Annotated in this window: 11 protein-coding genes; all 11 read left to right on the top strand. The window is 56.4% G+C overall.

All coding sequences use genetic code 11. The annotated features are described in order from the left end of the window. The first annotated feature begins 68 nt into the window (after nt 1–68). The 11 genes from flhB to flgK all read left to right on the top strand — a co-directional run bounded on the left by flhB (nt 69) and on the right by flgK (nt 12,385). Entirely contained in the window at nt 69–1,148 is a 1,080-nt protein-coding gene (flhB, locus tag ACIQT8_RS13965) for a flagellar biosynthesis protein FlhB (RefSeq protein WP_138794574.1), read from the top strand. A gap of 4 nt (nt 1,149–1,152) precedes the next feature. Beyond that, on the top strand, nt 1,153–1,590 hold the full coding sequence (locus tag ACIQT8_RS13960; RefSeq protein WP_262524454.1) for a hypothetical protein: 438 nt from the start codon (nt 1,153–1,155) through the stop codon (nt 1,588–1,590). 316 nt (nt 1,591–1,906) lie between these two features. Continuing rightward, the gene (locus tag ACIQT8_RS13955; protein WP_138794576.1) at nt 1,907–3,193 is read left to right on the top strand and encodes a flagellin; all 1,287 of its coding nucleotides are present in this window, start codon (nt 1,907–1,909) and stop codon (nt 3,191–3,193) included. Nucleotides 3,194–3,454: 261 nt separating this feature from the next. Then, the gene (locus tag ACIQT8_RS13950; protein WP_400966147.1) at nt 3,455–4,105 is read left to right on the top strand and encodes a hypothetical protein; all 651 of its coding nucleotides are present in this window, start codon (nt 3,455–3,457) and stop codon (nt 4,103–4,105) included. Then, on the top strand, nt 4,102–5,424 hold the full coding sequence (locus ACIQT8_RS13945; protein ID WP_400966145.1) for a MotB family protein: 1,323 nt from the start codon (nt 4,102–4,104) through the stop codon (nt 5,422–5,424). The genes ACIQT8_RS13950 and ACIQT8_RS13945 overlap by 4 nt, the downstream gene beginning before the upstream one ends. Next, nucleotides 5,421–6,716, top strand: coding sequence for a chemotaxis protein MotC (gene motC / locus ACIQT8_RS13940; RefSeq protein ID WP_400966142.1), 1,296 nt, complete (start codon nt 5,421–5,423; stop codon nt 6,714–6,716). The genes ACIQT8_RS13945 and motC overlap by 4 nt, the downstream gene beginning before the upstream one ends. Next, a complete protein-coding gene (locus ACIQT8_RS13935) occupies nt 6,713–8,086 on the top strand; it encodes a flagellar hook-length control protein FliK (protein WP_400966139.1) in 1,374 nt (457 codons plus the stop codon). The genes motC and ACIQT8_RS13935 overlap by 4 nt, the downstream gene beginning before the upstream one ends. Further along, nucleotides 8,034–8,600 carry a lytic transglycosylase domain-containing protein gene (locus ACIQT8_RS13930; RefSeq protein WP_178340742.1) on the top strand — a complete coding sequence of 189 codons (567 nt, stop codon included), beginning with the start codon at nt 8,034–8,036 and terminating at the stop codon, nt 8,598–8,600. The genes ACIQT8_RS13935 and ACIQT8_RS13930 overlap by 53 nt, the downstream gene beginning before the upstream one ends. Before the next feature lie 283 nt (nt 8,601–8,883). After that, nucleotides 8,884–9,555 (top strand): transcriptional activator Rem, encoded by a 672-nt coding sequence (gene rem, locus ACIQT8_RS13925; protein ID WP_138794581.1) that lies wholly within the window; start codon nt 8,884–8,886, stop codon nt 9,553–9,555. Between the two features lie 105 nt (nt 9,556–9,660). Then, nucleotides 9,661–10,884 carry a flagellar hook protein FlgE gene (locus tag ACIQT8_RS13920; RefSeq protein ID WP_262524469.1) on the top strand — a complete coding sequence of 408 codons (1,224 nt, stop codon included), beginning with the start codon at nt 9,661–9,663 and terminating at the stop codon, nt 10,882–10,884. A gap of 22 nt (nt 10,885–10,906) precedes the next feature. Continuing rightward, the gene (gene flgK / locus ACIQT8_RS13915) at nt 10,907–12,385 is read left to right on the top strand and encodes a flagellar hook-associated protein FlgK (protein ID WP_400966135.1); all 1,479 of its coding nucleotides are present in this window, start codon (nt 10,907–10,909) and stop codon (nt 12,383–12,385) included. The last annotated feature ends 3 nt before the right edge of the window (nt 12,386–12,388 follow it).

Raw genomic sequence — 12,388 nt, 5'->3', positions numbered from 1 at the left:
GATCGTTAGTTTCCTGACAACGGGCCTGCCGGTATCGGTGGGCCCTTTTTTATCGCGGGGAACGGGCCGTGTCGGACGAGGACAAGGACAGTAAAACAGAAGCCCCCACGGAGAAAAAAATCCGTGATGCGGCCGAAAAAGGCAATCTTCCGTTTTCCAGGGAAGTGCCGATCTTTGCATCCTCGCTCGCCTTTTACTGCTATCTCGTCTTTTTCCTGCCTGAAGGTGCCGGGCGCATCGGCGAAACTTTGAAAGACCTTTTCGGTCAGCCGGAGCAATGGAACCTGAGTGCCAGCCCGGATGTCACGTCTCTGCTGTTCTTTCTCGGCATGGCAATCGCCAATCTGCTCTTGCCGGCCATGTTGCTGTTCATGGTTTTCGGTCTTGCTTCATCCATTTTCCAGAACCTGCCGTCACCGGTGCTGGAACGGGTACGACCGCAATGGTCTCGCGTGTCCCCGGCGGGAGGGTTCAAACGCATCTACAGTGTCCAGGGTTTTGTCGAATTCGGGAAGTCTCTTTTCAAGATCCTGATTGTCTCGATCATCATGTTCTTCGCGCTGCGCGGAGAATACTACAACATCATCGATCTGATGTTTTCCGACCCTCAGGTCATTTTCGTCAAGCTGATCGATGTCGTCAAAAAAATGATGATCGTCATTCTGCTGTCGACGGCACTTCTGGCGGCGGTTGACCTGTTGTGGACGCGCCATCACTGGTTCAGCCAGTTGAAGATGAGCAAGCAGGAAGTGAAGGACGAATTCAAGCAGTCGCAGGGCGACCCGGTCGTCAAATCCCGCCAGCGCTCGATTGCCCGCGATCGTGCTCGCCGCCGCATGATCAACAATGTCCCACGCGCGACGCTGGTGATTGCCAACCCGACGCACTTTGCGGTGGCACTCCGTTATGTCCGCGAAGAAAGCGACGCGCCAATCGTCGTTGCCAAGGGGCAGGACCTTATCGCATTGAAAATCCGTGAGATTGCGGAAAAGAACGATATCCCCGTTTTTGTCGATCCCCCGCTTGCGCGCTCCATGTTTGCGCAAGTCTCGACCGATAATGTGATTCCACCAGTCTTTTACAAGGCTGTGGCTGAACTCGTGCATCGGGTTTACGCCAGGAAATCACCGAAATTACGGGTTCAATAATTAGATGAAAAAATGCCCTTATTCTGAACAGCGAGAAATGATCGTAGCAGAGGCTATCAACCCTGTAGCGACGGAATTGCGCCTGCTCGATCCGGCTGATTTGATTTCATTGCTCCGTTTCGAGTGCTACGGCAGTATCGCCGACCTCGTGTCTTCGGCTGCGGAGCTTTATTACCATCCCGGCACCATCAATTTCGGTGCGGGTGGGGAATATAAATTAGAATGGGAAGGCGTTCCCGAAGTTGTTATCGATCTGGAATTGAAACCACGTGGCGCCACTGTGTATGCGCAATTGACGCTCGCCGCAGAACATGCGGCAATCGAAATCAATCATATTTCCTTCCAGAACCCATCGGATAATCCGGACGAGAATACCGAGTTTCTGCGTCGCAGCTTCCGCGAGGCACGTTTTGTCTCCAGTCGTCAGGGCGAGGCGGCCTGATTCTCTTCAGGTTGCATGGTGAAAAAATGCTGCGCCTGCCGCGTGTGTCAGGCGCAGTCTTCGTTTGTGGAGCGATTTCTGCCTCACCACAGGCTCTAGCTTGCCTGAAACCTTCGGCATTGATTGAATCTACTAACGAAAATTAAGGAATGGCTTGCAAATCGGCTGAGTTGTTTGTTACGTATCGAATTAACGATTTGTTAACGAACGACAGGTCGCGATGGCGGTTTCAAGCCATCGCTGATGCGCATGATGCTTCTGGTCGTTTCCGGCAAGGCGCCGGATTTTCCCTGACAGTACGAACTGAGCGGAACTCATGACCAGCATTTTGACCAATGCGGCAGCTATGGCTGCGCTGCAGACCCTTCGCATGATCGACAAGAGCCTTGAAACGACGCAGGCGCGCGTTTCCTCGGGCTATCGCGTCGAAACGGCGGCCGACAATGCAGCCTATTGGTCGATTTCCACGACGATGCGGTCCGACAACACAGCGCTTTCTGCAGTGCAGGACGCGCTCGGCCTCGGCGCGGCGAAGGTCGATACCGCCTACGACGCGCTTGAAAGCACCATCGAAGTCGTCAAGGAGATCAAGGCAAAGCTGGTTGCCGCCTACGGCGTCGGCGCTGATCGCGGCAAGATTCAGGACGAAATCGAGCAGCTCCAGGAGCAGCTGAAAAGCATTTCCGAATCGGCATCGTTCTCCGGCGAGAACTGGCTGCAGGCAAGCATCAGCGATGGCGGTACGCCGCCTTCCGAAACGCCGATCACCAAGAAGGTTGTCGCGTCCTTCACGCGAACCGGTTCTGGCAGCGTTGGCGTCACGACCGTCAACTATGTTCTTGATAGCAGCGCCGTCCTGTTCGACCTCAGCGGTGGAAAGTTCGGCATTCTGGACAAGGACGCGGTTTTTGTCGCCAACGACGAATATCAGGTTCACCAGACGTCCACCGATACCGGTGTCACGTCCTCGACTGGATACGTCGTTCCCAAGCTGACGGATGCGCAAATCGGCGCTTTGGGCACGACGGACACCAATACCGATCCATCGGTTTATAGTGATGGCTCGAACAATTATCTGCGTCTGGCTGAAAATGTCTGGGTTCCGGTGACCACCACTGATCCTTCGAGCGGCACGGCAACCGTGTCGCCGGCCTACACGGATACGGGTAACACCGCGTGGTTTTACGATACGTCTGCGGCCTCGCTTTCGTCCGATCGGACGCTGAGCTTCTCCGTCTCGACGATGTCTCTCGACAAGCTCGATGTCGTTGCCGCAGCCATGAGCGCATTTACCGGCGGCGCCGTCACCTACACCGATGCAGACGCGATCGATGTGATGATGTCATTCGTTGACAAGCAGCTTGAGGCGATGACCAGCACGGCCTCCAGCCTTGGTTCGCTGCAGAGCCGTATCGACATGCAGGAAAACTTCGTTTCGAGCCTGATGGACGTTATCGACAAGGGTATCGGTCGTCTCGTCGATGCTGACATGAACGAAGAATCGACCCGTTTGAAGGCGCTTCAGACGCAGCAGCAGCTCGGTATCCAGGCCCTGTCGATCGCAAACGCGAACGCCGAAAACATTCTTCAGCTCTTCAAATAAGCGGCTCGCGCGCCAGCAAAGGCGCCAGCGCGTGGCTGAACTGAGAGCCAGAGGAAGGAAACGGCCTCATCTTCATCCTCGCACAAGTTTGGACACCTAACGTCATTGCAATGTCGAATAGGCCGCTATGTGCGAACTGGCGGGAAGTGTCGTTGAAGAGACGGGCAAGGTAGCAAGAATGACGGTGATGCCGCTGAACGGCTTTGATCGCAAACAACAAGATGAATGCCCGTCCGCCGGCCTGATATCCGGAGGCCGGGCATGAGTGCTTCGATTTCGCGATATCTGAAGGACTTTGGCGATACCCAGCCAAGCAGCCTGCCTTTTGCCGATCACGCCGCAGATACGGACGGTTTCCCGGATTTTCCGGAAATCTCGTCGGATTTCGGGAGCCCTGAAACGGTTGATACCGAAAGCGAAAAGCGTGACGCCTACGCTAAAGGTCACGAGGACGCGACCCGTGAACTGACAGAGAAGATGCAGGCTGAGCGCGATGAACTTATCGCTGCTCACGCAGCCGAGCTTGAGACGCTTCGTTCGGCCTATCTCGAGGAATTGGCCGCCCGTATCGATTCGCGACTGCGTGAAGGCATCAATGCTATCGCTGCAAATCTGAGCGAACAGACAGCCGGTATCTTGGCACCGGTCCTTTCCGACAAGCTGTCTTCGAAGGCCGTTTCGGCATTGGCGGACGTCGTTCGGACCTCGATGCCGGATGGTGAGGCCGTCACGCTTGTCGTCAAGGGACCGAAGGTTCTGTTCGAGACGCTGAAAGCGCAACCGGGTTTTGAAGAAGTCGGGATGAAGTTTACCGAAACCACAGATGTCGATCTTTCTGTCGAGGTGGATGAAAGCGTCTTCGTGACGCGCATGTCCGCCTGGGCCTCCAGCCTTCGCAAGGTGATGAAATGACTGAAGGCGAAAATCACCACCACGGCAAGAACGAGATCATCATCGTCAAGCGTCACAAGGGTGACCATGACGGCGCGCATGGCGGCGCCTGGAAGATCGCTTATGCCGACTTCATGACGGCGATGATGGCCTTCTTCCTTGTTATGTGGCTGGTCAATGCCGCAAACGAGGAAACCAAGGCTTCTGTTGCGAGCTATTTCAACCCGATCAAGCTTTCGGATGAAAAACCAACCTCGAAGGGGCTGGAAAAGCCGGTGGACAAGGCGGAAGGCGTTGAGAAAAACGAACGCTCCGACACCAAGGCCGAGAAAGTCACGAATGGATCGTCTGCAGCGACCGGTGAGGATTTGACCTCGCAAACCGGCGAGCAGGCCAACTACTCGGAAGCGGACTTCTTCGAAAATCCCTATTCGGTTCTTGCTGAAATCGCTCAGGAAGTTGGCCAGCAGGCAAATGTCAGCGCCAAGGGCGAGGGCGGCGCTGCCGATTCCGGCCCTGCGACCGGCGCCAGTGGCGGCGAGGCTTATCGCGATCCTTTCGATCCGGACTTCTGGACGCAGCAGGTCAAGATCACCCGGGCCGACCAGCAGCCGCCTCAGCAGCAGCAACAACAACAACAGCAGTCTGAGCAGCAAACTGAGCAGGCCGAGGTGTCTGTTGCCGAGAAGCCTGCAGAGAATGTTGCGACGAGCACGGATGTGGCCGCGGCGCATGACGAGCAGCAACAGAAGGTAGAGGGTGAAAAACCTGTCGAAATGGCGGTCGCCGTGCCCCAGCAAAGGCCTGGCAAGGCCGAGCAGGCCGAACTTGCCAAGGAAGACGCGGCCGCTCAGCCTCCGGCAACAGCCGAACAGCAGGAGCAGGCGGATGATCTGCGCGAAGAAATCGAGAAGCAGATCTCCGGTGTCACCGGCAGGCTTGCTGAAGGACTGGTGGTCACTCCTGCCGAAGGTGGTTTGTTGCTGACAATCTCCGATCAGGCGGAAACGCCGATGTTCAATGTCGGATCTGCTGTGCCGAAGCGCGAAATGGTGCTTGCCATGGAAAAGATTGGCAAGCTCCTTCAGGAACGTGGTGGCAGCGTGGTCATTCGTGGTCATACCGACGGACGCCAGTTCAAGACCGAAGCCAATGACAACTGGCGACTTTCGATGGACCGTGCCCACAGCGCCTATTTCATGCTGGTTCGCGGTGGCTTGACGGAAGAGCGCGTGAAGCAGGTCTCCGGCTTTGCGGATCGTCGCCTGCAGGTGCCGGCCGATCCTTTGGCGGATGCCAACCGACGCATCGAGATCCTGCTTGAGGCTGACCGGGGGTGAGTGTGACCAGATCCTCGAAACATTGGCTTCTTCTGGCGACCGTGCTCAGCGGTCTTGGTGCTGCACCTGCAAGGGCGCAGGCACCGTCGCAGGACAATCTCGCGCCATATTCGATGATGCGATCCCTGCAATTCGTGCAGGATTCCGTCGCAATGGGCGACCATTCGGCTACCGAAATGCAGCGTTTTCTGCTCCAGACAATCGATGAGCGTCTGAAAAGCGCGCCTGCGGCCATATTTAAAGATCCGCGCAACGTTGACGCAGCTCTTGTCTACGCCATGAGCGGCGGTAACCCCGCGACACTGGAATTGCTTGTCGCTCGCGACGTGGATGGCAATTTTGACAGCCGCGTTGCCGACGTGCTGCGCAAATACCTGTCCGGCAAGGGCACGCTCGTGGCGCATAGCATTGCGGCGATGATACCCGAATATCGTGGTACCTCTCTGGGTGCCTATCTCGCTCTGATCGGCGGTAACGTCACAATCCCGAGAGATCCTGTTGCAGCTCTCGGCTTCTACGATATCGCCCGGCTGGAAGCGCCTGGGACGATTGTCGAGGAGGCGGCTTTGCGCCGTTCGCTCGCCATTGCCGTCGAAGATGGTGATGCGAGGAGAGGTTTTCTCTATGCGCAGCGTTACGCGCGTCGGTTCCTTCATTCGCCCTATGCAAGCCAGTTTGCGGACCTGCTGGTCTCGTTGGTGGTAAAGCGATCGGATTCGATTACGGAGATGGAAATAAAGGAAACCTTCGCGCTGATGGATGCCGAGCGGCAGAAGGAAGCGTATCTGCGTCTTTCGCGGCTTGCGGCCATCAGCGGTAAGGATTCGCTCGCGCGTATGGGCGCGCTGGCAGCGAAGTCCTTGTCTCCGGTCATGCCCGATTCGCCGGAAGCGCAGGCCAATCTTTACGAAAGCCTGTCGAATATCGGCACACCCGATGTGGTGAGTGCGATTGAGACAATCGGGCAGATCCCCGAAGCGCAGCTTTCCGAGCGTGACAGGGCGTTGCGAGACGCCGCGAAGGCGATTGCCGAGGAGGTGGTGCGCCCACCATCGATAAACGATGGGCAGCCGCAGGCAAAAGCTGCGGACGAAGAGGTGGTTGCCAAGCAGGCGGGTGAGCAGGGCGCTCCGGAAGCCGGTTCGGCGGACGCTGCAGCCAAAGGCATATGGCGCAGTGGAGAACACAAGGCGGATGATCAGAGCGAAGGCGTCCGGCAACTCGTGACGAGTGGCCGAAGCAAGCTCGATGAAATCGATAGCCTGTTGAAAAAAGGCGAGGGGGCCCCATGATCGAGGCAAATATCAACGCGATAATGAACGCACCGTATTCCGATCCGCGGGCCGCCAATTCATCGGCGAAAGAGGACGGAAAAGGCGGTAGCTTCGGTGACGCCCTGTCAACGGTGAAGGATGACCGCCCCACGCATAGCTCACACGCGAAGCCCGAGACGGATGCCAAGGCGTCGGAGCGCCCGGAAGGCGAGACGGATGATGCTGCGGAAAAGCCGAATGCTTCAAGCCGACGCCCCGCCAGCTTTCTGGACGTGATTGCAAACGAGCAGGCAACCGAGGGCAAGGATACGCGCCTGGCCGTTGAGCTGCAGAAAGCGGCGAAGCCTGACCGCGCGTCGCAGGAAAACGGCAAGACGGGCAAGAAGGACAAGGAAAAGTCCGAGAACGAAACAACCAAAGCAGAGGCGAAGAGCGCCGACGCGGATGTCGCTGTCCCCGAGATCCTCGTCATACCGAACGCCAATACAGCCGCAACAAGAAGCCCTCTCGACGATATTGCCCAGGCGCTGACTGGCAAGGTGGATACTGCCAGGTCCCAGAAGACGGGCAAAGGTGACGACGCCAGGGAAAAGGCCGATCCTTCCCTGAAGGATCTTTCGGCTGCGCTCAAGGTTGCCGGCAATGATGAGCAGGCCGATACAGACAACAGTGGTGAGACTGGCGACTTCCGCTTTGCCTCCTCCAAGTCTGGGGCGGCGCGATCTCTGGACATGAGCACGGTTCAGCGTGATGCGCGGGTTGATTTCGACGTCAAGGAAAGCAGCGGCAAGTCAGCGGAGACGGTGACCGTGCTTGATTCACGGCGTTTCATTGGCCTCGCACCCTCTACCAACGCGTCGGCTTTGACAGGTCTTATCGCCAATGATCCGGAATGGGTCAGCGCGATGCAGCCTGGATCGTCGCTTTCCAACGCGGCGGCACAGTCCAGCACCGGTCAGGTCGTGCATACGTTGAAGCTTCATATGACGCCGATTGACCTCGGTTCTGTCACGATGTCGCTGCGTCTGTCCGGCGATGAGCTCGCTGTTCACATGACCGTCGACAGCATGGCGGCCTATAAAAAGCTTCAGGACGACAGCAAAAGCATTCTGGATGGTCTGAAAGCACAGGGACTGACGGTCGATAGCATCTCGATCAGCATCGCTTCTTCCGACAAGAGTGACCAAACTGGCACACAATCCAACAATCAGCAAAATCAGCAGACGCAGCATCAGGGCCAGCAGGCCGCAGACGGTCGCAACCGTGGCGAGTCTGGCGCCCGCGGCGGACAGCAGGGCGACAGAGATTTTTCGGGGGTGCGCAATGAAGGTATGGATGGCTCTGCGGGTTCTGCCCGTGCTGCTGGCGACACTGGCGTTTATCTCTGACGACGCCCACGCTTCGGCGACATCGGGTGTATGCGAAAGAGAAATTCAATCCGCTGCCCACAAGTACGGGGTGCCGGAAGGTATTCTCTATTCCGTTGGCTTGACAGAAACGGGTCGAAAGGGCCGACTCGACCCTAACGCTATGAATATAGAGGGGAAAACGGTCTTCGCCGGCTCAACGGAAGAGGCTCTGACAACGTTCGAGGCGGCAAAACGGTCCGGCGCGAAGCTGATTGATCTTGGCTGCATGCAGATCAATCACTATTTCCACGGCGAAAATTTTACCTCGCCGCGCGACATGTTCGATCCGAAACGCAATGTGGAATACGCGGCGATGTTCCTGCGCAATCTCCACAACAGGCATGAAACCTGGACCATGGCAGTGGCCCGTTATCACGCCGGGCCGAACAACGACCCTGCTCAGAAGAAATATGTCTGCCGGGTGATCGCCAATCTCGTGGCGACGGGTTACGGAAAATGGACTCGCAATGCGAAAGATTTCTGCGACGGATAACAACCATTGATTGTCTTTTTGGGGTCCTGGTCCGGTAACCCTCAATGTGGCGACAGAAAGACAAAAAAATGGCGATGCAAGTCGCATTTTAATGAATTTTGAATTTTTTACACAAAAATTTTGTACCGATATTGGTTAATGGCTACTATATGTAGATCAAATCGGGACGAAATAGTTAATCAATTATTAATTTCTGCAGATGATTTCCTACAGTTGTCGCTGAATCCCTCGATTCGTACGAATGCCGCATCGGAAAACACCACACTGATTCGGAGGCGGACGAATGATCGTAGTGGTTGATGAGCGCGAGCTCGTTAAGGACGGCTATACTTCTCTATTTGGGCGCGAGGGCATTCCCTCGACGGGGTTTGATCCTGTCGAATTCGGGGAATGGGTCTCGACAGCGGCAGAAAGCGACCTCGCAGCAGTCGAGGCGTTTCTCATTGGTCAGGGCGACAGGGATTTTTGTTTGCCTAAGGCGATCAGAGATCGCTCGACGGCGCCGGTGATTGCAGTCAGCGACCAACCGTCGCTCGAGGCAACGCTGGCACTTTTTGACAGCGGCGTTGACGACGTCGTTCGCAAGCCTGTGCACCCACGTGAAATCCTTGCCCGTGCGGCGGCGATCCGTCGACGGCTTCAGGTTATTTCGAACTTCACGGATGCAGGTCCGATCCGGGTATTCTCGGACGGTCGCGATCCGGAGGTGGGCGGCGAGGTCTTCCCGTTGCCGCGCCGCGAGCGTCGCATTCTGGAATATTTGATTGCCAATCGCGGTCGTCGCGTTTCCAAGGCGCAGATCTTTAATGCGATCTACGGCATCTTTGATGATGACGTCGAAGAGAACGTCGTCGAAAGCCACATCAGCAAGCTGCGCAAGAAGCTGCGCAAGAAGCTCGGCTACGATCCGGTCGATTCCAAGCGGTTCCTTGGTTACAGCATTGATTGGCAATAATTTTCACTAATCGCCGTGGTCTTCCTGAAACGCGGCGTTTCAGACAGCTTCACGCAAGCCCCAAGCTATACCTTCTCCCTGAAAGATGACCACGAGGGTTTTTGAATGAGTATTTTCGGCACTATGCGGACTGGCGTGTCCGGTATGAATGCGCAGGCAAACCGTTTGGGGACGGTTGGTGACAACATCGCCAACTCCAGCACGGTTGGCTACAAACGCGCTTCTACGGCGTTCTCGTCGATGGTACTCCCATCCTCGGCAGGGAACTACAATTCCGGCGGTGTTAGCTCCAACGTTCGCTACAGCATTTCGGAACAGGGCGGTTTCTCCTACACGTCCTCCCCGACTGACCTGGCGATCGATGGTGATGGCTTCTTCATCGTCACTGCGTCGAGAGACCCTGATGCGCCGCAGTACTTGACGCGCGCTGGCTCGTTTACGAGAGAGACTGTGGAAGAGCCTGCAGGCTCGGGTATCTACAAGACGTTCCTCAAGAACTCTGCTGGTTATTACCTGTTCACGCCATCGCAGGCGACAGCTTCGAACAACCGTTTCCCAGGCAGCGTGGTCGAAATTCCCGGAGACGACATCCAGGCAACGCCGTCGACATCGGGTGCACTGTCGCTCAACCTGAACAACGAGACGGCCGTTGGCGGCACCTTCAAGACCTCGCTCACCGGCTACGGTTATCAGGGCAAGGAAATTGTCTACGACGTTACCTACACGAAAACCGGTGACAATGCCTGGACCGTATCCGTTACGGACACGGGCACCGGGACTGAGGTGATTCCTGCGACGCCAATCACCTTTGATCCTTCGACGGGTGCAAAGGTAACCGGAACGAATGACATCCTGACCATTCCTGCGGTTGCTGGCCGTAACGCTGCGATCTCGCTCGATATCAGCGGTGCCAAGCAGCTCGCTTCCAAAAGCGACATCATCTCCGGCGGCTTGAACGGTAGCGGCGCTGCCTCGGTCACGGAAGTCGTCTTCAATGAAGATGGCAGCATCGACCTGAAGTATGACAACGACGCCATCGTTTCGACAGGCAGCAGAATCATGCTCGCCACGGTTACAAGCCCTGACAATCTCGTGCCGATCAACGGTAACGCCTATAGCGCAAGCAACACGTCGGGTGTTCTGATTGCCAATGATCCGGGCTCCAAGGGCACCGGCAACCTGCTGATCAGCACGCTCGAGACCTCCAACGTCGACATCGCGAATGAACTCACTGAAATGATTGAGGCGCAGCGAATCTACTCCGCCAACTCCAAGGTTTTCCAGACCGGTTCCGAGTTGCTGGACGTGCTGGTCAATCTGAAGAGATAGTAATTCCCAAGAGGACAGATGAATGTCGCTCATGTCAGCAATGAATACTGCGCAGTCGATTTTCAATAATACGGGTAAGCAGACGGAAGTAACTTCGAAAAACATTGCCAATGTCGGCAATGCGAACTACGTCAAGCGAACCGCCATTCTTGGCACGACTATGTATGGTGCGAATATTGTCACCAATGGCCGTGCCCAGAATGAGAGCCTTCTCAGGCAGACGATCGCCAGTTCGTCGCTCGCTTCGGGGCAGTCGACCGTTCTCGGTGGGCTCGAGGAGATGAAGAGCATTTTCGGTGGCAACGACTACGAAAGCTCGCCAGCAACCTACATGAGTGCGTTGCTGGAAAGCCTCGAAGGATATGCCGCCAAGCCAAGCGACTCCGCGCTGGCGGCGACGGCGGTAACGTCGGCCATTGATGTTGCCAACTCCCTGAACAAGGCTTCACAGGAGCTGCAGTCAATTCGCCTGCGCGCCGACAAGGAAATCGTCCTTCAGGTCGACAAGCTCAACAGCCTTCTCTCCGACTTCGAGACTGCCAACAATGCGGTCAAGGGTGCAACGGCGTCTGGCCGTGATCCAAGCGATGCGCTGGATCAGCGTGACGCGCTTCTGAAGGAAATCTCCACGATCGTGGGTGTTTCCGTCGTGACGCGCGACAACAACGACATTGCTCTTTACACCTCGCAGGGTACCACTCTGTTCGAGACGATCCCGCGCAAGGTCACGTTTACGCCGCAGACGGCGTACGACGCGAACACGACAGGCAATTCGATCTTCATCGATGGCGTTGCGGTCAAGGCCGGTGACGGCAGCAACACCACGGCGGCGGGTTCGCTGGCCGGGCTTTTGCAGATCCGCGATGATTACGCGCCGACCATGCAAAGCCAGCTTGATGAAACAGCGCGTGGTCTTATCACCATGTTCGCTGAGAAGTCCGCCGACTCCACGAGCGGTCTTCCCGACATGCCGGGCCTCTTCACCTATGGTTCTCCACTGGCAACGACCATTCCGGCTGATGGAACTGTATCGCCTGGCCTCGCAGCCAGCATTACCGTCAACCCCGCGTTAATTATTTCGCAAGGTGGCAACCCGGAATTGTTGCGTGATGGCGGTATTAACGGTACCGATTATGTCATCAATACTTCGGGCACGGGTGGAACCGGGTTTTCCAAGCTGATCGACAGCTATGTGACGGCCTTCGATGCACCGATGAACTTTGACGCGTCGACGCGTATCGATACCAATACCAGCATTCTGAAATACGGCACCAATTCAATGGGTTGGCTGGAACAGGAGCGGTCTGGGGCGACTTCGGCATACGAAGCAAAGAGTGCGCTTTATGAGCGTTCTTCCACGTCCTACTCGAACAACACCGCAGTCAGCCTGGATGAAGAACTCTCGCTGCTGCTGGATATCGAGCAATCCTACAAAGCCGCGACGAAACTGGTGAGCACCATCGACGAGATGCTTCAGTCGTTGATGGATATGGCGAGGTAAACG

Origin of the sequence: Agrobacterium sp. NPDC090273 (genome assembly GCF_044772305.1) — a bacterium.
Classification (GTDB): Bacteria; Pseudomonadota; Alphaproteobacteria; order Rhizobiales; family Rhizobiaceae; genus Agrobacterium.
The sequence above is the reverse complement of the archived record's forward strand: the minus strand, read 5'-3'. Positions and strand labels throughout refer to the sequence as shown.

Coding starts and splice junctions, on each gene's coding strand:
- ACIQT8_RS13960 (WP_262524454.1), top strand. CDS start 1,153: ATGAAAAAATGCCCTTATTCTGAACAGCGAGAAATGATCGTAGCAGAG.
- ACIQT8_RS13955 (WP_138794576.1), top strand. CDS start 1,907: ATGACCAGCATTTTGACCAATGCGGCAGCTATGGCTGCGCTGCAGACC.
- ACIQT8_RS13950 (WP_400966147.1), top strand. CDS start 3,455: ATGAGTGCTTCGATTTCGCGATATCTGAAGGACTTTGGCGATACCCAG.
- ACIQT8_RS13945 (WP_400966145.1), top strand. CDS start 4,102: ATGACTGAAGGCGAAAATCACCACCACGGCAAGAACGAGATCATCATC.
- ACIQT8_RS13935 (WP_400966139.1), top strand. CDS start 6,713: ATGATCGAGGCAAATATCAACGCGATAATGAACGCACCGTATTCCGAT.
- ACIQT8_RS13930 (WP_178340742.1), top strand. CDS start 8,034: ATGGCTCTGCGGGTTCTGCCCGTGCTGCTGGCGACACTGGCGTTTATC.
- rem (WP_138794581.1), top strand. CDS start 8,884: ATGATCGTAGTGGTTGATGAGCGCGAGCTCGTTAAGGACGGCTATACT.
- ACIQT8_RS13920 (WP_262524469.1), top strand. CDS start 9,661: ATGAGTATTTTCGGCACTATGCGGACTGGCGTGTCCGGTATGAATGCG.
- flgK (WP_400966135.1), top strand. CDS start 10,907: ATGTCGCTCATGTCAGCAATGAATACTGCGCAGTCGATTTTCAATAAT.